24 protein-coding genes and 1 tRNA gene are annotated in these 19,390 nt (G+C 68.7%); 9 read left to right on the forward strand and 16 right to left on the reverse strand.

Annotation, left to right across the window (positions count from 1 at the left end; genetic code table 11):
- A complete protein-coding gene (gene cbiB / locus KBZ12_RS13345) occupies positions 1-1,044 on the forward strand; it encodes an adenosylcobinamide-phosphate synthase CbiB (RefSeq protein ID WP_254958504.1) in 1,044 nt (347 codons plus the stop codon).
- 15 nt (positions 1,045-1,059) lie between these two features.
- On the opposite strand, the gene KBZ12_RS13350 is transcribed toward cbiB, so the two are convergent.
- Together KBZ12_RS13350 and KBZ12_RS13355 are read right to left on the reverse strand one after the other, a co-directional pair.
- Positions 1,060-1,776 (reverse strand): sugar transferase, encoded by a 717-nt coding sequence (locus tag KBZ12_RS13350; RefSeq protein ID WP_254958468.1) that lies wholly within the window; start codon positions 1,774-1,776, stop codon positions 1,060-1,062.
- 65 nt (positions 1,777-1,841) lie between these two features.
- Positions 1,842-3,035, reverse strand: coding sequence for a glycosyltransferase (locus tag KBZ12_RS13355; protein ID WP_254958469.1), 1,194 nt, complete (start codon positions 3,033-3,035; stop codon positions 1,842-1,844).
- A gap of 108 nt (positions 3,036-3,143) precedes the next feature.
- Here KBZ12_RS13355 and KBZ12_RS13360 point away from each other — a divergent pair, with 108 nt between their 5' ends.
- Positions 3,144-3,386, forward strand: a complete 243-nt coding sequence (locus tag KBZ12_RS13360) for a hypothetical protein (RefSeq protein WP_254958470.1) — start codon at positions 3,144-3,146, stop codon at positions 3,384-3,386.
- Positions 3,387-3,756: 370 nt separating this feature from the next.
- Here the strand turns inward: KBZ12_RS13360 and KBZ12_RS13365 are convergent, their stop codons facing one another.
- Positions 3,757-4,212 (reverse strand): type II toxin-antitoxin system YhaV family toxin, encoded by a 456-nt coding sequence (locus KBZ12_RS13365; RefSeq protein ID WP_254958471.1) that lies wholly within the window; start codon positions 4,210-4,212, stop codon positions 3,757-3,759.
- Entirely contained in the window at positions 4,209-4,556 is a 348-nt protein-coding gene (locus KBZ12_RS13370; protein WP_254958472.1) for a hypothetical protein, read from the reverse strand. The genes KBZ12_RS13365 and KBZ12_RS13370 overlap by 4 nt, the downstream gene beginning before the upstream one ends.
- Positions 4,557-4,806: 250 nt before the next feature.
- Here KBZ12_RS13370 and KBZ12_RS13375 point away from each other — a divergent pair, with 250 nt between their 5' ends.
- The 4 genes from KBZ12_RS13375 (at position 4,807) to KBZ12_RS13390 (ending at position 6,713) form a co-directional block, all read left to right on the forward strand.
- Positions 4,807-5,193: a hypothetical protein gene (locus tag KBZ12_RS13375; RefSeq protein WP_254958473.1), complete on the forward strand. Its 387-nt coding sequence runs from the start codon at positions 4,807-4,809 to the stop codon at positions 5,191-5,193.
- A gap of 446 nt (positions 5,194-5,639) precedes the next feature.
- Positions 5,640-6,161, forward strand: a complete 522-nt coding sequence (locus KBZ12_RS13380) for a DUF2493 domain-containing protein (RefSeq protein ID WP_254958474.1) — start codon at positions 5,640-5,642, stop codon at positions 6,159-6,161.
- A gap of 51 nt (positions 6,162-6,212) precedes the next feature.
- Entirely contained in the window at positions 6,213-6,365 is a 153-nt protein-coding gene (locus KBZ12_RS13385) for a hypothetical protein (RefSeq protein ID WP_254958475.1), read from the forward strand.
- A 57-nt stretch (positions 6,366-6,422) separates the two neighbouring features.
- Positions 6,423-6,713 carry a siphovirus Gp157 family protein gene (locus KBZ12_RS13390; protein ID WP_396101233.1) on the forward strand — a complete coding sequence of 97 codons (291 nt, stop codon included), beginning with the start codon at positions 6,423-6,425 and terminating at the stop codon, positions 6,711-6,713.
- Here the strand turns inward: KBZ12_RS13390 and KBZ12_RS13395 are convergent.
- Positions 6,710-6,856 carry a hypothetical protein gene (locus tag KBZ12_RS13395; RefSeq protein ID WP_254958476.1) on the reverse strand — a complete coding sequence of 49 codons (147 nt, stop codon included), beginning with the start codon at positions 6,854-6,856 and terminating at the stop codon, positions 6,710-6,712. The genes KBZ12_RS13390 and KBZ12_RS13395 overlap by 4 nt on opposite strands.
- A gap of 78 nt (positions 6,857-6,934) precedes the next feature.
- Here KBZ12_RS13395 and KBZ12_RS13400 point away from each other — a divergent pair, with 78 nt between their 5' ends.
- Positions 6,935-7,921, forward strand: a complete 987-nt coding sequence (locus KBZ12_RS13400; RefSeq protein ID WP_254958477.1) for an RAD52 family DNA repair protein — start codon at positions 6,935-6,937, stop codon at positions 7,919-7,921.
- A 68-nt stretch (positions 7,922-7,989) separates the two neighbouring features.
- On the opposite strand, the gene KBZ12_RS13405 is transcribed toward KBZ12_RS13400, so the two are convergent.
- From KBZ12_RS13405 to KBZ12_RS13445, 9 genes are all read right to left on the reverse strand, one after another.
- Complete coding sequence (locus KBZ12_RS13405; RefSeq protein ID WP_254958478.1) at positions 7,990-8,469, reverse strand: hypothetical protein; 480 nt, start codon at positions 8,467-8,469, stop codon at positions 7,990-7,992.
- On the reverse strand, positions 8,453-9,469 hold the full coding sequence (locus KBZ12_RS13410; protein ID WP_254958479.1) for a site-specific integrase: 1,017 nt from the start codon (positions 9,467-9,469) through the stop codon (positions 8,453-8,455). The genes KBZ12_RS13405 and KBZ12_RS13410 overlap by 17 nt, the downstream gene beginning before the upstream one ends.
- Before the next feature lie 149 nt (positions 9,470-9,618).
- Positions 9,619-9,703: transfer RNA gene (locus tag KBZ12_RS13415), tRNA-Ser, on the reverse strand.
- Positions 9,704-9,726: 23 nt separating this feature from the next.
- Positions 9,727-11,733, reverse strand: coding sequence for a ComEC/Rec2 family competence protein (locus KBZ12_RS13420; RefSeq protein WP_254958480.1), 2,007 nt, complete (start codon positions 11,731-11,733; stop codon positions 9,727-9,729).
- A 183-nt stretch (positions 11,734-11,916) separates the two neighbouring features.
- Complete coding sequence (locus KBZ12_RS13425; protein ID WP_254958506.1) at positions 11,917-12,813, reverse strand: bile acid:sodium symporter family protein; 897 nt, start codon at positions 12,811-12,813, stop codon at positions 11,917-11,919.
- A gap of 5 nt (positions 12,814-12,818) precedes the next feature.
- The gene (locus tag KBZ12_RS13430; RefSeq protein WP_254958481.1) at positions 12,819-13,205 is read right to left on the reverse strand and encodes a YidH family protein; all 387 of its coding nucleotides are present in this window, start codon (positions 13,203-13,205) and stop codon (positions 12,819-12,821) included.
- The gene (locus tag KBZ12_RS13435) at positions 13,205-13,636 is read right to left on the reverse strand and encodes a DUF1622 domain-containing protein (RefSeq protein WP_254958482.1); all 432 of its coding nucleotides are present in this window, start codon (positions 13,634-13,636) and stop codon (positions 13,205-13,207) included. Before KBZ12_RS13435 ends, KBZ12_RS13430 begins: the two co-directional genes overlap by 1 nt.
- A gap of 3 nt (positions 13,637-13,639) precedes the next feature.
- Positions 13,640-14,527, reverse strand: coding sequence for a formylglycine-generating enzyme family protein (locus KBZ12_RS13440; RefSeq protein ID WP_254958483.1), 888 nt, complete (start codon positions 14,525-14,527; stop codon positions 13,640-13,642).
- A 58-nt stretch (positions 14,528-14,585) separates the two neighbouring features.
- A complete protein-coding gene (locus KBZ12_RS13445) occupies positions 14,586-16,091 on the reverse strand; it encodes an arylsulfatase (protein WP_254958484.1) in 1,506 nt (501 codons plus the stop codon).
- 64 nt (positions 16,092-16,155) lie between these two features.
- Here KBZ12_RS13445 and KBZ12_RS13450 point away from each other — a divergent pair, with 64 nt between their 5' ends.
- Together KBZ12_RS13450 and KBZ12_RS13460 are read left to right on the forward strand one after the other, a co-directional pair.
- On the forward strand, positions 16,156-17,208 hold the full coding sequence (locus KBZ12_RS13450; RefSeq protein ID WP_254958485.1) for a helix-turn-helix domain-containing protein: 1,053 nt from the start codon (positions 16,156-16,158) through the stop codon (positions 17,206-17,208).
- Between the two features lie 50 nt (positions 17,209-17,258).
- A complete protein-coding gene (locus tag KBZ12_RS13460; RefSeq protein WP_261360038.1) occupies positions 17,259-18,287 on the forward strand; it encodes a porin family protein in 1,029 nt (342 codons plus the stop codon).
- Between the two features lie 3 nt (positions 18,288-18,290).
- Here KBZ12_RS13460 and KBZ12_RS13465 read toward each other — a convergent pair whose 3' ends face one another.
- Together KBZ12_RS13465 and glyQ are read right to left on the reverse strand one after the other, a co-directional pair.
- On the reverse strand, positions 18,291-18,473 hold the full coding sequence (locus KBZ12_RS13465) for a hypothetical protein (protein ID WP_254958488.1): 183 nt from the start codon (positions 18,471-18,473) through the stop codon (positions 18,291-18,293).
- Positions 18,470-19,348: a glycine--tRNA ligase subunit alpha gene (gene glyQ, locus KBZ12_RS13470; RefSeq protein WP_254958489.1), complete on the reverse strand. Its 879-nt coding sequence runs from the start codon at positions 19,346-19,348 to the stop codon at positions 18,470-18,472. The genes KBZ12_RS13465 and glyQ overlap by 4 nt, the downstream gene beginning before the upstream one ends.
- Between the last annotated feature and the right edge of the window lie 42 nt (positions 19,349-19,390).

Below are 19,390 nucleotides of genomic sequence, written 5' to 3' on the forward strand. Positions count from 1 at the left end.
CTGCCCGTGCTGCTGCTGGTGCCGGCGGCCGCCACCCTCGACCGGCTGGTGGGTGATCCGCCGGACTGGTTCCATCCGGTGCAGGCGATGGGGGCGATGATCAGCGGGCTGAGGGGCCCCGCCGAAGCCTGGGCAGGCGAGCGTCCGGGGCGCCTTCGTCTGGCCGGAGTGGTGATCACCCTGGTACTGGTGGGCGGCAGTGGCGCGGCGGGCTGGGCCGTGGAACGCCTGGCGGAGAGCCTGCCCCCGGCGGGGCTGCCGCTGCTGCTGGTGGGCCTGGCCAGCGCCCTGGCGGGCGGCAGTCTGGGGCGGGCCGTGCGGGCCGTGCTGGCGGCACTGCCCGACCTGCCCCTGGCCCGCTCGCGCCTCGCCCGGATCGTGGGCCGCCAGGTGAGCCACCTGCCGGAGGCGGAGATCCTGCGGGCCGCCGCCGAAACCGCCGCCGAAAATGCCGTCGACGGCCTGTTTGCACCGCTGTTCTGGATGCTGGCCGGGGCGGTGCTGGTGCAGCTGGGGCCGGCACTGCCTTCGCTGCACCTGCCTTCGCTGCACCTGCCTGCGTTGCCCCTGCCGGGCCCCCTGGCCCTGGCCTGGGGCTACAAGGCCGCCAGCACCCTCGATTCGATGCTTGGTTACCGCCACGGTCGCCTGCGCTGGCTGGGCACCGCCGGCGCCCGCCTCGACGACCTGCTCACCTGGCTGCCCACCCGGCTGGTGGCCCTCAGCCTGCCCCTGGCGGCAGGCCGGCCCGGGCAGTCGGTCCACTGGCTGCGGGCGGCCCTGCGGGATGGGGCCCCCGACCCGTCCCCTAATGCCGGTGTGTCGGAGGCGGCTTTCGCCCACGCGGCCGGTGTGCGCCTGGGCGGGGCCAACACCTACGCCGATGGGGTGCGCATCAAGCCCACCCTGGCTGCCGCAGGCCGTGCCCCCGACAGGGCCGGGGTCGAGCGGATCCTGGCCCTGGGCGATCGGCTGGAGCTGCTGTGGCTGCTGGTGGCCCTGCCGGCCCTGGCCCTGATCGGTGCCGGATGGACGCCAGGCTGAGGCGCTGGGCTGGCCTCAGTAGGCGCCGCGGTCGCGGGGGTCGAGCATCACGCCGATCGTGCGCAGGATGATGCGCAGATCCATCAGCAGGGTGCGGCGGCGGGCGTAGCGGACATCCAGCCGAACCCGCTCGGGGTAGCTGAGGTTGTTGCGGCCGGAGACCTGCCACAGGCCGGTCAGGCCGGGCCGCACCGCCAGCACCTCATCCATGCGGTTGCCGTAGCGCTCCAGCTCGCTTTTCACAATCGGACGGGGGCCCACCACGCTCATTTCGCCGCGCAGCACGTTGAGGAACTGGGGCAGTTCATCGAGGCTGGAGCGGCGCAGGAACTTGCCCAGGCGGGTGATGCGGGGATCGTTCTTGAGCTTGAAATCGTTGCGGAACTCTTCGTCGAGGTCGGGAGATTCGGCCAGGAGTTTGGAGAGCAACCGATCGGCATCCCGGCGCATGGTGCGGAATTTGATGCAACCGAAACTGCGGTAATCCCGGCCCACCCGCTGCTGGACATAGAACACAGGTCCGCGGGAGGTGACCTTCACCAGCAGAGCCAGGGCGAGCAGCACCGGAGACCCGAGGGTGAGCACCGTGAGGGAAAAGAGGATGTCGCCGCTTCGCTTGACGACGCGATCCCGTTTCGACTGGAAGGCAATCAGCTCTTCAGCGGTGAACACCTCTGCCGGAGCCGTCACGAGCTGGCGAGAGGCGTAGGGGGTCCCGATGGAAGAGAGCATGGGGGACGGCTTCGACACAGGAAGTTAAGGATCAGCCCGACCGGAACTCCATGGTGAAGGGTCACTCAGATCAGAGGCACAGGACGGTGGAGGCGGCGGCGATGCTGCTGCCACAGCGTCTCCAGCAGCGTTTGCATGCGTTGCCGGAAGATGTCCGGGGCGAAGCCCTCCGCCCATTGCCGCTGCCCCTCCGCCGGCAGGGATCGCCACAGCCGACCTGCCTCGAAGTACTCCAGCGCCGCCGCCAGGCTGGCCGGGCTCTGCTCAGGGAACAGCAGGCCGGTGGGGCCAGGCTCCCCCTCCCTGAGGCAACGCACGCTGTCGAGCACCCCGCCCTGCCCGAAGGCGATCACCGGGGCGCCGGCGGCCATCGCCTCCACCGGCGCGATGCCGAAATCCTCCAGGCCGGCGTACACGTAGGCCCGCGCCCGCTCCAGCCAGGCGGCGGTCTCCTGGTCCGGCAGGCGACCGAGGAAGCGGACCTGGGGCCCGGCCATCGCCTCCAGGCGCCGCCGCTCGGGGCCATCGCCGAGCACCACCAGGGGCAGCCCTGTGCGGTTGAAGGCCTCCACCACCACATCCACCCGTTTGTTGGGCACCAGCCGGCAGAGGCTGACGTAGACGTCGTCACGGGGCCGATCCCAGCGGAACCGCTCCACGGCCACGGGGGGATGCAGCACATGGGCACGCCGGCGCCAGAAACAGCGGATCCGGCGGGCGGTGAAACGGGAGTTGGCCACCAGGGCATCCACCCGGGCGCTGCTGATCACATCCCATTGACGCAACTGGTGCAGTTGCAGCCGCACCAGGGGACCCAGGGGTCCGCGGGCCAGGGCGGAACGGGCCAGGTAGGGGTGCATCTGATCCCAGGCGTAACGGGCCGGGGTGTGCACATAACTGACGTGCAACTGGTCTGGGCCGGTGATCACCCCTTTGGCCACCAGATGGCTGCTGCTGATCACCAGGGGGTGGCCCGACAGGTCGAGTTGCTCGATCGCCAGGGGCAGTAGCGGCAGGTACTGCTGGACGTGGCTCACCCCCCAGGGCAGCCGCTGGATGAAGCTGGTCTGGACCCTGCGCCCGCTGAGCCAGCTCCCGGGCCGGCCGCTCTCCCCATCCACCAGCGCGTAGAGCTCGGGCGGAGCTCCCAGCGCCGCCAGAAGCCGGTCGAGTTCGGCCACCACCTGCTCGGAGCCACCCACGGACCGGGGGGTGAACCACTCGTGCACCAGGGCGACTGGGGTTGGGAAGGCCTCCATGGCAGGCAGGGTAAGGCGCCAGTATCACGAAAACTCTCAGCCGATTGCCCAGACGGAGCTCCCTGCCGAAGCTAAGGCGACGACTGGGATGGCGAGAGCCGGGACACGATGGCGATCCGCGAGCTCCTCGAAGACGCCCTGCAGGAGCCTTCCATCGGCGAGACCGCCTGCTTCCGGTGGCATGCCACCTCGGTGGGCATTGCGGCGCTCTGGTGCGACGGCAAGCCGCCACCGGCCCCGCCGTTCGATGTGGCGCTCCGGGAGGGGCTGCAGGTGGGACTCGACCTCAGCCGGGAGGAACGGGAGTTTCACCAGGTGAAATCCGGCCTGGTGCTGCTGTTCCATTCCTGACGCACCCACGCCAGGCATGACGAAACGGAGAGGGTGTCTTCTGAACCAGCTTTGAGAGTGCCTGCAAAAACTAGATTATGGGCGAGGGAGCTCGGCAAATACACCACCATTTGCACCACCACTTTGCCGGGCTTGTGGGGGATGCGCTGGGATCTCGGGGGACGACAAGCCGGATCAATCTTCCCGACCTTGTTCAACGCATGGGACCCGTAAAGCCAGGGATCTGGAGGTCATTCAGCCCGGTTGTCGGTCCGACGGGGCCCCAGTCAATCCGCACCGGATTGCTTGCATCGGACGTTTGAAGGGGCTCGACACTTCCAAGGCGCTGCGGCCGGCAGGGTCATGTCCTCCCTTGCCAGAGTCCATCCGCTCAGCCGGCGTCGAGCTCGCGCTGCAGGCTCTGCCAGTCCTCCGGCAGCTCACCGCTCTGCACCAGGCGCGAGAACACCGCGTAGCAGTCGTTGCGATCGCCGTCCCTGCGCGGGAACCCCAGCCAGAGGATCAGGAGCAGGCGCCGACCCTCCGCTTCAAAGGGGCGGAAGAACAGGCGGTAGCGATCCGGCAGACCCAGGCCCTTGAGCCGGCCATAGCGGCGCAGGGGGCCCGTGAGAGCAAAGCGGCTGGCGTAGGGATCGGCAGCGATCCGCTCCTTGATCCCCTCCATCACCGCCGCCAGCAGCTTCACCTGGGGGTGCTGAACGAACGACTGAGGATCGAGCTCCTGCTTGAGCCGTCTCACCTCGGCCTTGAGCTCGGCGTACTGCCGCGCGAAGAGCTGAGGCTGAAAGGCGATCGTCCAGCCATGACGCACCAGCGGCGCACTCATGCCCCGAGCAGCTCGCCTGCGGCGTCAACCGTCACGCCGGCCAGCAGCTCGTCGTCGTCTGCCGCCATAGCCTCCGTGTAGAGCACAGGGCCTTGATCGGCCGTCAGTGCCTGTCGGCTGAGGAAATCGAGGAACAGCCCGAGCATCAGGGTGTCTTCTTCTGCCTCGTCCTGCTGCTGCTCTTCTGGCTCCAGGCGCAGCAGCAGCGTGCTGTCGTCCAGCACCTCCACCTGACCCGCAGCACCGGCGAACTGGGGATGGTCGCGGTAGAAGGCTGCCGGCAGCCGCAGGCCGGAGGAGTTACCGATCCGGGCCGGGGTGACGCGGTAAGGAGTGACAGCCATGGCAAGCAGCGCCGCACGGCAGGACTTACATGATGTTAGTCCGTTTAGTCGTGATTCTGACCGCCGCCTTGCCAACGAGCCCCAGCTTTGGGATCTGCTTGAGACCCGGACCGGAGGGTTCAGGGGAGACGGCTGAGCCGGCGCTGGTTGGGGCTGAGAGCTGATCCGCAGTCAGACTGACGAGCACCATCGCTGGATTGACCCATGCGGCGTGATCACGCGACAGGAAGGGGCTGAGGAGAACCCTTTCATGGGCAACCGATTGATCATCTCTGACAACCGTGAGGACCCGGGCAACCCGCTGGTGCTCGACGGCGAGGCTATCGACGCTGCGGCGCAGGACCCGCTGGCGATCGGAAAGCTGATGGTGGATCAGGTGTGGGCAGAGGGAACCGACCCCACCGGTGGAGGCCTGTACTACGAGCGCAACAGCAACCAGCACCGCCGGTTGCAGGTCTTCGAGACAGGTAGCGAGGACTTCATGACCGGCGGCTGGGTGCGGGTGCTGGCCAGCGCCGAGCAGGTGCGCAAGGAGCGTCCTGGCATGGAGCGTGCTGCCAAAGCGGGACTGGTGAGGATCCATGGCACCCACCGAGGCGTGCTGCTGGTGGAGTTCCTGGACGTTCCCTGGGGCTGAGCAGGCACCGCAGGGCTCCGGTCGGCGACGGCCGTGCTTCAGCGTGCCACGGCGCTGCCGTGGCGTGCATCGGCCAGCCGCCGCCGCCCTCCGCTCCGGGCCGGTGTGGGGGTGGGCAGGCATGGCCGTTCTCCCGCGGCTGCGGTGGCGGAGCCGCCTCCAGCCGGTAGGGGTTGGGGCGAGGCCCCAGGTTTCCTCGCACGGCTGCGCGGCCAGCTTGGCATTCAACGCTGAATCTGGCGGCCTTGCTTATCAGCTTTCTGATCGATCAGCGGATGGCTTTACTTTGCGTAGATCCATTGCCCCACAGCCGCTCTGCCCGCTCCTCAGTGCGTTTGCACTGGTAGAATAAGAGCTGCGCCAAAGGCCACGAGCCCATCGCCTGCGGCACCTCTCCGAATCAGTAATCCTCGGACAACTTGCCCCGTTCGTTTGCTCTGTAGCCCATGAGCTTGTCCTCTGCTGCAGTGGCCCAGGCCGCTGCATTGCCACTTCCACCTCTCCTGCCGCCGCCGGTGCTGGCCCATCGCTCGGTCGTCATCGTCGCGGCCGATGGTCGCGATCTCTCCTGGCCTCAGGAGCGCATCGCCGCCGCTCTCCTCCAGCGCAGTGCCGGCCGGCCTGTCCATCTGTTGCTGCATGGCGGTGCCCGTGGGGCCGATCAGGCCATCGGCCGTGCCGCCCATCAGCTCGGCTGGCGGGTCCAGTCCCTCGCGGCCGAGTGGCGTCGTTATGGCCGCTGTGCAGGGCCCATCCGCAATCGGCGCCTGCTTGAGCAGGCCCTGGTGGAGGCCCAGGCCCACACCTCCCCAGCGTTCAGCGCCTCAGTGCTGGTGATCGCCTTCCCCGGTGGGCCGGGCACGGCCTCGCTCGTCCAGCAGGCCCGCCGCTGCTCCTCCCGGTCCCCAGTGCCGGTGGTGGTGATGGAAGTGCCGCCGCCCTTCTCGCCGGAGCCGCGCGCCGCCTGAGCGGCGGTCGCCGCGCCGTTCTTCCCGTTCCCTCCTCACATCCCCATCCCCATGGCCGTTCTCACCGCCCCCGCCGTACCTCTCACCCCAGCTCTCCCCCAGGCCGCCGGCCCGTCCTGTTCCCTGCAGCGTTCCGGCTCGCTCTGGAAGCTGGGCATCGAGGCCCAGGATCTCACCACTGCCATCGGCCAGCTCGCCGAGTAGCTGGAAGCCGATGACGACGACAGCCGCGCCCAGGCCCTCAGCGAGCTCGAGGCTGCCCTGCTTGCAGAAGAGGGCATCAAGGCCGCCCTGGCGGCCAAGGCCGATGCCACCTACTGGGTGATCGAGCACCTGCGTGGTCAGGCCGCCTACCGCCAGCAGCACGCCAAGCGGCTCACCGAGCTGGCCTGCTCCGATGCCGGCCGGGCCGATGCCCTGGAGGACTCGCTGGTTCTGGTGCTCACCAAGCTGCAGCCCAGCGCCACCCGCTTCTCGTTCCCCCACCACGAGCTCAGCAGCCGCAAGTCACAGGCGGTCGAGATCGAGAACGAGGCCCTGCTCGATCCCTAGTGGCTCAGCGTCAAAACCACCTTCTCGGCCGACAAGGCCGCCATGAAGGCGGCTCTCAAGGCAGGCCAGCAGATCACCGGCGCCCAGCTCGTCTCCCGCCGCTCCTGGCGCATCCACTGACGGCCATAGGCCGTAGGGGCCATAGGCCCCCTCGCATGTGGGGTTCCGGTGGTGCAGCCGGGCCCCTTCTCCTTCCTCCTCACACCATTGCGTCCACCGTCATGACCGTCGCCGCTCCCTCTGCCAACGGCACCAGCCGCACGGCAGCGCCTCGACCCATCCAGCGGCCGCCCTCGGCTCTGGAGCTGATCCGCTCCGCTGACCGCACTGAGGCGCTCCCTCCAGCCGCGCTCGAATCCGCGTCGGCCGCTGTCTCGGTTCAGCCCCCTGGCTTCTCCCCCGAGCAGCTCGCCGCTCTTTCCGCCCCCCTCGATCGGGCCAACGTTCGCCAGCGGGAGCAGGGCCGCAGCCGCGGGAGCTATCTGGAGGGGTGGCAGGTGATCGCGGAAGCCAACCGCATCTTTGGTTTCGATGGCTGGCAGCGGCAGACCATCGCGGTCCGCTGCGTCGCCCAGGCCGAGCGGTTGATCGGTGCCAGAGGCACGAGCCGAGACCAGAAGCCCGGCTGGGGCGTCACCTACACCGCCCGCGTTCGCGTCACCGTCACCGCCGGAGGCCTGACGCCCCTGGTCCGAGAGGGCAGCGGCGCCGGCCACGGCATCGACATGGACCTGGGCCAGGCCCATGAGTCCGCCCTCAAGGAAGCCGAGACCGACGCCATGAAGCGGGCGTTGATGACCTTCGGGAACCCGTTTGGCCTTGCCCTCTATGACATTCATAGTCAGCGGGAGGTGACCAGCTCAGCGGCACCAGAACGCCCAATGGCTCACCCGCGTCAGGCCCAGCAAGCTCCCCAGCACCAGGCAACGGCATCGACACCGGCAGAGCCCCCGGCTCAGGCTGCTGTCCCTGCAGCCCAGCAGGATCCGGGGCTGCTCCCCCTCGATGCGGCCACGATCCGCACGTTGCACGGCGCCATCCGCCAGCTCCCTCGCCCCCTGCTGGAGGCCCTCACCCAGGGCATCCGCAAGCGCTTCTCCATCCCTGAGGAGGCCACGACGATCGCTGATCGGATCCTGCAGAAGCGTCATCACGATTGGATTGAGGCGTTTTTAGTGCAGCACCAAGCTGGTCATCAGCCCGGTTGAGGTCGTCGGTTGCAACCAGCCCGCAGCCGCATCACGACATCGTCTGTGGCTGCGGGGCGCATTCCATTTCAGATCGGCCAGCCATCCTCAAGGAGGTCAACATCCGGGTCGTTGTATCTCTCGACAGCGGCCAGCCAGTCAGGCAGCTCGTCTTTGATCTGCTGCTTCAGCGAGGCAAACTCCTCGGGCTTGACCCACCCTCGCTCGGCCATGAAGGCATAGAACTTCTTGAGGCTGGCGGCATTGGCCTTGACGGTTGTCTTGTTGGACCACATCGCCTTGTGGATGAACCAGTCGCCAAGAAACTCTCCGACAGTGCCAACCCCTTCAGCTGGGGTCACCGTGTCGGCGTAGAGAAGGAAATGATTCAGGTAGAAGTCCAGGTTGGTGCAATGGCTTCTGATTGTTGTCTCGCCAAGGCCAGCCTTTTTGAGCCAACGCCTGAAGTCACCGAGAAGAGCAGCATTCTCCTGGCGGAGCTGTTGACACCGGCTGTCGTAATCCGACTCATCGTCGATCATCAGAGTTCGCTCATCGGTGCTGGCCATGCCGATGCCGGTCGCATCGGCCCTGGTATTCCATCTCAGCTGCCGTCAGAGCGTCAGCAGCTGAGGTGAGCGTTGCAACAGCCTGCAAGCATGGCCCGGTGGCACCGCGGGGAGGCATGAACAAGCCGATCGCTGGCCAGTCCTCCGGAGTGCCGGACAACACAGCCCAGCCCACTGAGGTCCTGGCCGGCTCGATCGAGCGCGTCACCTTCCACAACCCGTCCAACGGCTTCTGCGTGCTGCGGATCAAGGCCCGCGGCCACCGTGATCTGGTCACGGTGGTGGCCGCCAGCAGCTCGGGCAGCTCGTTCCAGGCGATGCAGGGGTAGTGGCTGTTGGTCTGCTTGACGGGGGCGTGGCGCTTGAGGGAATGGGCCGGATTGATCGTGCAGTGGCCGATGGCGACGGCGTAATCGAGCACCTGGCTGATCACGCCTAGGGAGCGCTTGGCGGTTTCGTTGGAACCGCACTTACCGATCCACGGGGGCACGGCCAGGCAGTCCTGAGCGGTGATGGCATCAATGGCCATGCCGCCGATGGCGGGAAAGATGTCCTTGTTCAGCTTCTTGATGACGTCATCGCTGTGCCGCTCCGTCCAGGTGCCGGCCGTTTTGGTGGCGTGCCAGTCGAGTGCGACGGCCTCAAAGGTGAGCTGGGCATGTTTGCCCCAGCGCTGATCTTTGGTGCGTTTCTTGGCATCACAGGGATTGATTCCGTCTTCATAGAGAAGACGTTTCTGCTCATCGCGAATGTCGCGTGCAGCCTTGAGCGAAATCCTGGGGTAGGGCCCGATGCGCAAATCCTGCCGACGGCCGTCCTTGGTGGGCGGGAAGCGGTGCCGCCATAACCAGTACTTGCCGCCGGCGGGGTCGACCTCAAGAAGCAGGCCGCCGCCGTCCGAGACCCGGTACCGCCGAGATCCCTCTGGCAGAGCGCGAACTTCCTTGTCGGTTAGAGCCAAGACCCCATTTACACCACCACCCCAGTTTTTCACCACCACTTACACCACCACAATTTTTTGCTTGCCTGGGTTTTGCCGGGATGCCATGGGACGCCCAAACAGCAGAAAACCCACTGCAGGGCAGTGGGTCTCGGGAATCAGTGGGACGTCACGGGAACCCTTGGGAATCCCCGTTTTGAGCTCTGAAACGGAGAGGGTGGGATTCGAACCCACGGAAGGTTTCCCTTCAAACGATTTCGAGTCGTTCGCTTTCGACCACTCAGCCACCTCTCCAGGCCCCTGGGCCAGCCTGCATCTTACGGAGCGGTCAGCGCGCCGTTCGGCCCGCTGGCCCGCCAGCCTGGCGGCAGGGAGGCTCCGGTTGGCCCAGGTCCACTGAGCCACACCTGCCGCGGCCCGTGGGCCAGCAGGGCGCGATGGTCGGCGGGCCGGGGGCGGAACCCCAGCCACACAGATTCCGCGGCCCTCTCTGAGGAGGCCGCCGGCAAGCCCGCTCGCCAGCTCGCCAGCGACTGCCGATCAGGCAGCAGCAGCCAGCGCTGACGGCCCAGCTGCAGGCGCAGGGCGTGGCTGTCCATGGCCAGAGCCTCCACCGCCAGCCCCCGGCTCGCCAGCCGCTGCCCGGCCGCCAAAGGGGCCGCCCCATCGCCGTAGGCCACCACCCGGGCCGCCAGACGGCTCCAGCAGGCCGGATCAGCGCCCGCCACCGGATCCAGCAGCAAGGTCCAGTCGAAGCGGGCCACCCCGAGGGCCTGGGCCAGCTGGCCGGCCTGGCGGCAGCTGAACCCGTCGGCGCGGGTGCTGACCAGGGCGGCGCGGCCGCGGTGCCGGGCGAGCACCAGGTCACGGGCGGGGCCCCCCACCCCCTGGTGCACCAGCAGCAGCTGGTCGCCGCCCAGCAGCACCAGATGCACCGCCAGCACCCCGACGCCCAGGCCGGCGGCCAGAAGCCGCCGGCGCCGGCCCAGTCCGGGCAGCACCAGGCCCAGCAGGGCCAGCGTGAACAGCAGCACCAGCAGGGGCAGGGGCCGGCCGCTCTGCCACTGGGCCAGGGGAAGGCCGGCGACGGCGTGGGCGAGCTGGTGGAGTAACCCGGCCAGCCAGCCGAGGGGCAGCAGCAACGGCGCCAGCAGGGCCGGCAGCAGCACGGCCACCAGCGCCAGGGCCATGGCCCCGAGGGTGAGTGGCGTGAGCAGCGGGGCCGCCAGCAGGTTGGCCGGCACGGCATAGAGCGGCACCACACCGAAGTGAAGCAGTTGCAGCGGCAGGGTCCAGAGGCTGGCCGCCACCGGCACCGCCAGGGCGGGCGCCAGCCAGGCCGCCCACCGGGGGGCGGTGTTCGAGGAACCACCAGGAAGTCGCCGGACCAGGGCCTGCTCCAGGGGCCTGGCCGTCAGCACCAGGCCGGCGGTGGCGGCGGCGCTCAGCTGGAAACCGACGTCGTGCAGCCAGGCCGGCCGCAGCAGCAGCATGCCCGCCAGGCTCAGGCCCAGGAGTCCGAGGGGGCGGGCCCGCCGGCCGCTTTCGAGCAGCACCAGGGCGATGGCCCCCATCAGCACCGCCCGCACCACTGAGGGCTGGGCCCCGGCCAGCATCAGGAACAGGGCAATGGCGCCACCGCCCAGGGCCAGTCGCGTCCAGCGGCCGAGCCCCCTGCCGATGGCCAGCACCGCCCCCAGCAGGACGCTGAGATGGAATCCCGAGGCCGCCAGAGCATGGGAGAGGCCGGCAACGCGGAAGTCGGCGCGCAGCTCCGCCGGCAGGGGCACCACGGCACTGCCCAGCACCAGGGCCGCCAGCAGGCCGCCCCGTTCCGGACCCGCCCCGACCACGAACCGGTCGGCGATGCTGCGGCGCAGGTCGGCGATCGGGGTGGCGGGCCGGCGCAGCACCTCCAGATGCTCCACCGCCAGGCGGGTCCAGCTGCCCTGGCGGGCCAGGCGCTCGGCCGGCCCGGCCAGCAGCGGATGGGGGGCCGGCCGGGGGCGCCGCAGCTGACCGCTCACCCGCACGCCCCAGCCCTCACGCAACGCCGGACAGGTGCGGAAGCTCAGCTCGCTGCGGCCCCCCGCCGTCTGCAGCAGGACCCGACAGGGTCCGGCCTGACCGGCGGGGGCGGCCTCGGCAGCCGCGCTGGCCACCGGATCACTCAAGAGCTGTCCCGTCAGGATCGCCGGCTGGGGCCCATCCCCACCGGCGAGCAGCCGCAGCGGATCCCCGGCGGTGGGCTGGAGCGGCCGCAGCTGGGCCTGCAGCAGCACCAGGAGCAGCAGCAGCAGCGGCAGCAGGGGGGAACGGAGCATGCTCCAGGGTTCCCGCCGGCGGCGATGGCCCCCGGCGATCGTGCCCCCAGGGGGCGGTGCCGCCGACCAGGCTGGAGAGACTTCTTTACAGCCTGTACAGGTTGGCGAACCACGCCGAAGCACAGGCGCCACCGTCGAGGCAACGCCGGCACCGTTCCCAGGACCGGCGAGGCGAACGCCTGATCAGCCAGAGGGCTGGCCGGAGGGCGCCAGCTGCCCCTGCTGCCATTTCAGGAACAGGCTGGTGACGATCACCGTGATCAGCACGTAGGAGAGGATCCCGGGAACCAGATCGGGCAGGCCTTTGCCGTAGGTCAGGGCCAGCTGGGCCGCCAGACCCGTGTTGCGCATGCCCGTCACCAGGGCCACGGTGCGTCGCTCCAGTGGGTCCGCGCCGGCCAGGCCATAGCCGATCGCCAGGCTGAGCGCGCAGAGGGCGGCCATGGCGACCAGGCCCACCAGATTCTGCTGCAGAAAGGGCAGCAGCTGCTTACCGCTGAGCACCACCAGCGCCACCATCATCAGCAGCAGCAGCACCGTGGCCAGGCTGCCGAGGGCCTGGCTGCAGCGCTGGGCCAGCTGCGGCTTCCATTGGCCCAACAGGATGCCGGCGATCACCGGCAGCACCTGCACCTTCAGCACCTGGGCCGCCACCTGGGCCGGGGTGATTCCCCACTCCACCATCTCCCAGCCGCGCAGTCCGGCGCCGGTACGGAACACGACCTCCAGCAGCGGAATCGTGACGATGGCCAGCAGCGCCGCCGCAATCTGCAGCCGCGCCGCGAGCTCGGCGGTGCCGCCACTGCTGCGCACCCGGAACAGGATCAACGGGGCGCTGGGACAGGCCAGCATCAGGCCCATGGCCACCCAGGCCGGCCGGCTCACAAGGCCATGCAGGGGCAGCAGCACCAGCGCCAGACCCGCCAGGGGCACCAGCAGGCAGGTGCCGAGCACCACGCGCCAGAGGAAGGCGGGGCGATCCCTGAGCAGCAGGAACGGGTACTGCTTCAGCCCCAGACCGAGGCTGAACATCAGGGTCACGATGGTGGCCGTGACAAGAAGGGAGGCGGCCTGGGGCATGGAGGTCAACCGAGAGGGGAACCGATCACCAGCAGCGCAAACGCGACAACACCGATGAGTGTGAGTGCGATGGCCGTCAGGGTGCTGATCGAACGCTGATCGGCATAGAGAAAGTCGTCACGCCGGATTAGCTTGAGTGTGCGCAGGTGCTGGCGGGTGGCCGCCGCCATCGCCAGGATGCCGACCAGAATGAACCCCATGGACACCAGCCGCACACTCAGGCCGGCATGGGCACTGCGATCGAAGCGGCTGCTGTTGATGGCGCCGATGATCTTGTCGAGGCCGAAGCCGAAGCTGATCAGCGAGAGGCAGGTGCGGATCCAGGCCATCAACGTGCGCTCGGCGGCCGCCCGGTTGCGCTCCTTGGCCAGTTCGTTGTTGAGGTTCGCCATCAGGAATAAGAGGTGTCGGTGGGAGAACCCGGCTGGTTCTGTTGGCGCTGGGCCTCCTCGAACTTCAGCTCCAGTTCCACTTCCCGGCCCAGGAAGATGTTGAGGAAGGTGCGGATCACGGCGATGACTCCCAGTTGGATCAGGTTCTGGTTGGAGGGTGCCGTGGTGGTGGCGACGATATCGGCGGCCAATTGAAACTCCAGGGCCATCGACAGCCAGCTGCCGAAGGTGAGCCGGAGGCTGTTGAATCGCCGCCCCTGGGATTGGCGCCCGTGGCCCAGGAGCTGCGACTGGCGCAGGGTCTGACGAACGCTGAGGCGCAGCGTGGCCGCAAACCCCAGCGCCACGCACACCAGCGACACGCCCTCCAGCAAGACCCGCAGTCCGATGGCGAAGCGGTCGATCCACTCCAGCAGCGGGATGTCCAGCATGGTTCAGCTCCTCACGAGACAACGAAAGCCCATGTGGCAGGTGGAGGTGTCGATCCCCTGGGCCATGCGAGCGGCGGGCCGGTAGCGGCGGCAGTAGCTCGGAGCACAGAGAAAGGACCCGCCCTTCACCACCTTGCGGGGAAGACGGCCGTGCTGGGAGCCGAGATCGATGCTGGCTTGCCGGCAACATCCCCCGGGCTGGTCGACGGTGGCGGCGTGGGTGCCGTACCAGTCGTCGGTCCACTCCCAGACGTTGCCGATCATGTCGAGCAGGCCGTAGCCGTTCGGCGGGAAAGCCCCCACCGGCGAGGTGCGCTCCCAGCCGTCGAGCAGGCTGTTGTGGTGCGGGAAGTCCCCCTGGAAGGTGTTGGCCATGGGCCGGCCGCCGGGATGCAGCTCGTCCCCCCAGGCGAATTCGCCCTGCTCCCTGCCGCCGCGGGCGGCCCATTCCCACTCGGGCTCAGCCGGCAACTGCTTGCCGGCCCAGGCCGCATAGGCCGCCGCATCGGCGTGGGCCACGTGCACCACGGGGTGGTGGTCCCGGGCCCTGATGGAGCTGCCCGGGCCTTCGGGATGGCGCCAGCAGGCCCCCGGCAGGTACTGCCACCAGCGGTAGGGATCACCCGTGCCGATCGGTCCGGGCGGTGGCACGAACACGATCGAGGCCGGCGCCAGCAGCTCCGGCAGGGCGTCGGGATAGGCGGCCGGATCGGCCGGCTGCTCGGCCACGGTGACGTGGCCGGTGGCCTTGACGAACTTGCGGAACTGGGCGTTGGTGACCGGAGCGCGGTCGATCCAGAACCCCGCCACCGCCACCCGGTGGGCCGGGGCCTCCTCCGGGTAGTGGTGGTCGGAGCCCATCAGGAAGGAACCTGCGGGGATCCAGACCATGTCCCGCGCCGGGGGGCGCCCCGGCGTCATGACAGCGGCCTGCACAGTGACGGGCCCCTCAGTGGCCGCCGCTGGCGGCGGAGGCCAGCTTCTCCATCACATCCCCCAGCGAGAAGCTGGCCGCTTTCTGGCGGGGTGGATAGGCCTGGAACGTGGCCAGGAAGCGACCCACGATCGTCTGGGCCGGCACCAGGGCAAAGGCGTGGTCGAGCATCCAGTCCCAATAGGTGTTGGAGGTGACGTCCGCCCGTTCGTAGGGGTCGGTGAGCAGGTTGAAGATCTTCGGCAGGCGCAGAACGATGAACGGCTCGGCCCAGATCTGGCAGGTGCCGGGCTGGCGCTGCTCCATGAACACGAACTTCCAGTTGTCGTAGCGCAGGCCGGTGAGATCGCCGTCGTCGGAGAAGTAGAAGAATTCCACCCGGGGGCTCTTGTCGCTCTGGCCGGTCCAGTAGTCGAGCATGTTGTAGCCGTCCAGGTGGATCTTGAAGGTCTTGGCGCCCACCGTGTGGCCCTCAAGGAGCTTCTGCTTGATCTCCGGTTCGCCAGCGGCCGCCAGCAGCGTGGGCAGCCAGTCGAGATGGCTGACGATGCCGGTGAACAGGGTTCCCGGGGCGATCTTGCCTGGCCAGCGCACCAGGGCCGGCACCCGATAAGCCCCTTCCCAGTTGGAGTTCTTCTCGTTGCGGAAGGGGGTCATGCCGGCATCGGGCCAGCTGTTCATGTGGGGCCCGTTGTCGGTGCTGTACATCACGATCGTGTCATCGGTGACGCCCAGCTCATCGAGCAGGTCGAGCATCTCGCCGATGCAATTGTCGTGATAGATCATCACGTCGTGGTACTCCGACTGCCACCGCCCCGCCTGGCCGACGTCCTGGGGACGGGCATGGGTGCGGAAGTGCATGTGGGTGGTGTTGAACCACACGAAGAAGGGCTCTCCCGAGGCCACGGCATCGCGGATGAAGCGCTTGGCTTCGACGAGGAACTCCTCGTCGCAGTTCTGCATCCGCTGCTTGGTGAGCGGACCGGTGTTCTCGATGCGCTGGGTGCCATCGCCGTTGGCCCAGCTGTGCAGCACGCCGCGGGGGCCGAAGTTCTTCTTGAAGTCGGGGAAGTCTTCCGGCTTGGGATAGTCGGGCAGTTCCGGCTCCTCCTCGGCGTTGAGGTGGTAAAGGTTGCCGAAGAACTCATCGAAACCGTGCATCGTCGGCAGATGCTCGTCGCGGTCGCCGAAGTGGTTCTTGCCGAACTGGCCGGTGCGGTAGCCCAGGGGCTGCAGCAGCTCGGCGATGGTGGGATCCTCGGCGCGATAGCCGATTTCGGCACCCGGCAGACCCACCTTGCTGAGGCCGGTGCGGAACACGCTCTGGCCGGAGATGAAGGCCGCCCGGCCGGCGGTGCAGCTCTGCTCGGCGTAGTAATGGATGAAGCGGCCGCCCTCGGTGGCGACCCGGTCGATGTTGGGGGTCTGGTACCCCATCAGGCCGTCGCTGTAGCAGCTGAGGTTGCTCTGGCCGATGTCATCGCCCCAGAGGATGAGGATGTTGGGCTGACCGTTGGGCATGGCGGGGAACACCCGGCGGGTGAGGAAGTGGGCTAGGAAGAGGGCTCAGGTCCCCCGATGTCACGTGACGGACGCCACGCCTTCGGGGGACATGCCCCTAAAGGATGCACAGAGCGGAGCGATCCGAACACTCAAAAAGTGCGGTTCCGCTGCTCCCGTCTCCCGTTCCATCCAGGACATCGCCCGCCTGGAAGGGGTGCTCAGCAGCCTGCTGCCCGTGCAGCTCACCCAGCTCGCCGGAGGACAGCTCCGTAGCGAGCTGCTGGCCCTCGACCTCGGTGCGCTCCAGGTCCTGCGGCTGCGCTTCGACCGGCCCCTGCACGGGGGTGGGCCCAAACCCAAAGGCCGCCAACTGATCGCCCTTGACCTCGAGGAGAACCCCGGCCAGAGCGTGATGCGCTCCCATGGGCTGGAGCTGCCGGCCACGGCGTTCTTCGGCCTGGCCGCCGGCGGGGAGATCCACCTCACCACCCCCGAACGCTGCAGCCTGGCGTTGCTGAGCCTGGATCGGGAGAGGTTCCTGCAGTGGGCCTGCGAGCTGGGCGCGCCGGGCCTGGAGGAGCCGCTGGAGGGTGTCAACTGGCAGGCGATCGATCCGCGGCGCTTCGAACGGGTGAAGGCCTGCCTGCGCCGGATCTTCCGCCTTGCCGTGCGGTCTCCCGCCCTGATGGAGGATCCGACGACCCGCCGGCGGCTGTGCGGAGATCTGGTGCCCCTGCTGGTGGAGGCCCTGGTGCACCGCAGCGGCCACGGCGGGCGGCTGGCCCGGCCGCCGGCTCGGATCGAGCTGGTGAAGGCCGCCCAGGCCTGGATGGCGGAGCATCCCCACGAGCCGATCAGCCTCGATGGGCTCTGCCGCCAGGTGGTGGCCGGTCGGCGCAGCCTGCTGCAGGGATTCCAGGAGCACCTGGGCATGGGCCCGATGGCCTACCTCAAGATCCGTCGCCTGCACGGCGTGCGCCAGGCCCTGCTGCGTGCCGATCCGCAGGCGACGACGATCTCCCAGCTGGCCGCTCAGTGGGGATTCATGAACGCGGGGCACTTCGCCCGCGACTACCGCGCCCTCTTCGGCGAGCCTCCCAGCACGAGCCTCAGGGCAGAGGGTGCCAACCGCTGAGACGCGCCCGGGCACCGCCGGTGCCGGCGAGTCTGCTTAAGATCCCGTCCATGAATGACCGACCCAGCCGCCTGGTTCGAATCCTGGCGGGCCTGGCCCTGGCCTCGCCTGCCCTCTGGGCGGAGGCCGCTCAAGCCGCACCGGCACCGGAGCGCCCGTCCCAGGCCACCTGGATCGGCCAGGAGCTGCGCCTGCCGACTGGGGCCCCAGCCTTCGCGGCCGCGCCTGAGACGGCCCAGGCCGATCCGGTACCAGGGGAGTCGGCCCCGGCCGTGAACCCCTGGAGCGGCACCGTCGAGCTCTACGGCTTCGCACCCCTGCGCACCCTTGGCACCACCACGATCCGGGGCCAGGAGGCGGAGGTGGACCAGGACCTGGGGGAAGTCCTCGACATCCTGCGGTTCGCCGCCTCCGCCCGCGGCAGCATCGAAAAGGACCGGGTGGGCCTGCAGGCCGACCTCTGGTACACCAGCCTGGGCGACTCGGCGGCGCGCCTGGTCGGCCCCCGGCAGTTGTTCACGACGACGGCCGATGTGGGCCAGACCCTGGGGATCTACGACGTCGCCCTCCGCTACCGGTTCGGCGAGCGGGAATCGGCGATCGGCAAGCCCGGCACGTACTCGGTGATCCCCTATGCCGGTATCCGGCTCATCGATGGCCGCCTGAATCTGGCCGCCTCCCTCGATGGCCCCTTGGGCCGCACCCTGCTGGAGCCCACCCGCAACTTTCAGCGCACCTGGGTGCAGCCCCTGGTGGGCACCCAGGCCACCGTCTTCCTCTCCCCGCGGCTGCGGGCCTTCGCCCGGGGCGATATCGGCGGCTTTGGTCTGGCCGGCCAGCAGGACCTCAGCGGCAATGCCCAGGTGGGCCTGGGCTATGCGATCGGGGACAACACCGATCTGAACCTGTCCTGGCGCTACATGGGCCTGAAATGGAACAACGGGGACCAGCAGGCCAACGGCTTTTCCGTCAACATGAATGGCATCGAAGTGGGCGTGAAGTTCTTCTTCGGCGGCGCTCCCAGGGGCACGGCGGTGGCCAGCACGCCGGCGACCCAGGCCACGCCAACGGCACCCTGAGCCTCAGAAACTCGGCAGCTTGAGCATCAGCTCACACAGCTGGGGGCTGGGCAGCTCCTGACCCAGAAGGGGGGCCACCAGGGCGGCCAGGGGCCGCAGCCGGCAGGGCCAGATGGCCCGCTCGGTGAGGCGGCCGGCCTGGAAGGCGCCGAGCACCAGCACCCCCACCAGCAGGGTGCGCTTCACGCCGCCGGCGGGGTCAGCAGGGGGAAGCCCAGGGCCCGGCGCTCCTCCAGCCAGGCCTCCGCCACCTGCCGCGCCAGATGGCGGATGCGGCCGATGGTGGCGGTGCGCTCGGTCACCGAGATCACGCCGCGGGCCTCGAGCAGGTTGAAGGTGTGGCTGCACTTGAGCACGTGGTCGAGGGCCGGGGCCGGCAGCCCCGCCGCCACCAGATCGGCGGCCTCGGCCTCATGCAGGGCGAACAGTTGCAGCAGGCGTTCGGGGTTGGAGGCCTCGAAGTTGTAGGTGCACTGGCCCTTCTCGAAGGGCAGCCAGATGTCGCCGTAGCTGCGCTCGCCGTTCCAGCGCAGGTCCCAGATGCTCTCCACATCCTGGAGGTACATCGCCAGGCGCTCGAGGCCGTAGGTGATCTCGATCGACACCGGCCGGCAGTCGAGGCCGCCGCACTGCTGGAAATAGGTGAACTGGGTCACCTCCATGCCGTCGAGCCAGACCTCCCAGCCCACGCCCCAGGCCCCGAGGGTGGGGGATTCCCAGTTGTCCTCGACGAAGCGGATGTCGTGATCAGCGGCGTGGATGCCGAGGGTTTCCAGCGAGGCCAGGTAGGTCTCCTGGATGGCATCCGGGGAGGGCTTGATCAGCACCTGGTACTGGAAGTAGTGCTGGGCCCGGTTGGGGTTGTCGCCGTAGCGGCCGTCGGTGGGGCGCCGACAGGGCTCGGGGTAGGCCACCGCCCAGGGCTCTGGGCCGATCGCCCGCAGCACGGTGTGGGGGCTCATGGTGCCGGCGCCCTTCTCGGTGTCGTAGGGCTGCAGGATCAGGCAGCCCTGGTCGGCCCAGAACCGGTTGAGGCTGGCGATGATGTCCTGGAAAAGCATGGTGCGCCGGTCGGGTTCTGGCCAGGACGGCAGGAAGGGTGG

The organism is Cyanobium sp. Cruz CV13-4-11 (assembly GCF_024346055.1).
GTDB lineage: Bacteria > Cyanobacteriota > Cyanobacteriia > PCC-6307 > Cyanobiaceae > Cyanobium.

Excerpts from the sequence above, each read along its gene's own strand:
- KBZ12_RS13350 (WP_254958468.1), bottom strand. The coding sequence starts at position 1,776 with ATGCTCTCTTCCATCGGGACCCCCTACGCCTCTCGCCAGCTCGTGACG.
- KBZ12_RS13355 (WP_254958469.1), bottom strand. The coding sequence starts at position 3,035 with ATGGAGGCCTTCCCAACCCCAGTCGCCCTGGTGCACGAGTGGTTCACC.
- KBZ12_RS13360 (WP_254958470.1), top strand. The coding sequence starts at position 3,144 with ATGGCGATCCGCGAGCTCCTCGAAGACGCCCTGCAGGAGCCTTCCATC.
- KBZ12_RS13365 (WP_254958471.1), bottom strand. The coding sequence starts at position 4,212 with ATGAGTGCGCCGCTGGTGCGTCATGGCTGGACGATCGCCTTTCAGCCT.
- KBZ12_RS13370 (WP_254958472.1), bottom strand. The coding sequence starts at position 4,556 with ATGGCTGTCACTCCTTACCGCGTCACCCCGGCCCGGATCGGTAACTCC.
- KBZ12_RS13375 (WP_254958473.1), top strand. The coding sequence starts at position 4,807 with ATGGGCAACCGATTGATCATCTCTGACAACCGTGAGGACCCGGGCAAC.
- KBZ12_RS13380 (WP_254958474.1), top strand. The coding sequence starts at position 5,640 with ATGAGCTTGTCCTCTGCTGCAGTGGCCCAGGCCGCTGCATTGCCACTT.
- KBZ12_RS13385 (WP_254958475.1), top strand. The coding sequence starts at position 6,213 with ATGGCCGTTCTCACCGCCCCCGCCGTACCTCTCACCCCAGCTCTCCCC.
- KBZ12_RS13395 (WP_254958476.1), bottom strand. The coding sequence starts at position 6,856 with ATGGCCCCTACGGCCTATGGCCGTCAGTGGATGCGCCAGGAGCGGCGG.
- KBZ12_RS13400 (WP_254958477.1), top strand. The coding sequence starts at position 6,935 with ATGACCGTCGCCGCTCCCTCTGCCAACGGCACCAGCCGCACGGCAGCG.
- KBZ12_RS13405 (WP_254958478.1), bottom strand. The coding sequence starts at position 8,469 with ATGGCCAGCACCGATGAGCGAACTCTGATGATCGACGATGAGTCGGAT.
- KBZ12_RS13420 (WP_254958480.1), bottom strand. The coding sequence starts at position 11,733 with ATGCTCCGTTCCCCCCTGCTGCCGCTGCTGCTGCTGCTCCTGGTGCTG.
- KBZ12_RS13425 (WP_254958506.1), bottom strand. The coding sequence starts at position 12,813 with ATGCCCCAGGCCGCCTCCCTTCTTGTCACGGCCACCATCGTGACCCTG.
- KBZ12_RS13430 (WP_254958481.1), bottom strand. The coding sequence starts at position 13,205 with ATGGCGAACCTCAACAACGAACTGGCCAAGGAGCGCAACCGGGCGGCC.
- KBZ12_RS13435 (WP_254958482.1), bottom strand. The coding sequence starts at position 13,636 with ATGCTGGACATCCCGCTGCTGGAGTGGATCGACCGCTTCGCCATCGGA.
- KBZ12_RS13440 (WP_254958483.1), bottom strand. The coding sequence starts at position 14,527 with ATGGTCTGGATCCCCGCAGGTTCCTTCCTGATGGGCTCCGACCACCAC.
- KBZ12_RS13445 (WP_254958484.1), bottom strand. The coding sequence starts at position 16,091 with ATGCCCAACGGTCAGCCCAACATCCTCATCCTCTGGGGCGATGACATC.
- KBZ12_RS13460 (WP_261360038.1), top strand. The coding sequence starts at position 17,259 with ATGAATGACCGACCCAGCCGCCTGGTTCGAATCCTGGCGGGCCTGGCC.
- glyQ (WP_254958489.1), bottom strand. The coding sequence starts at position 19,348 with ATGCTTTTCCAGGACATCATCGCCAGCCTCAACCGGTTCTGGGCCGAC.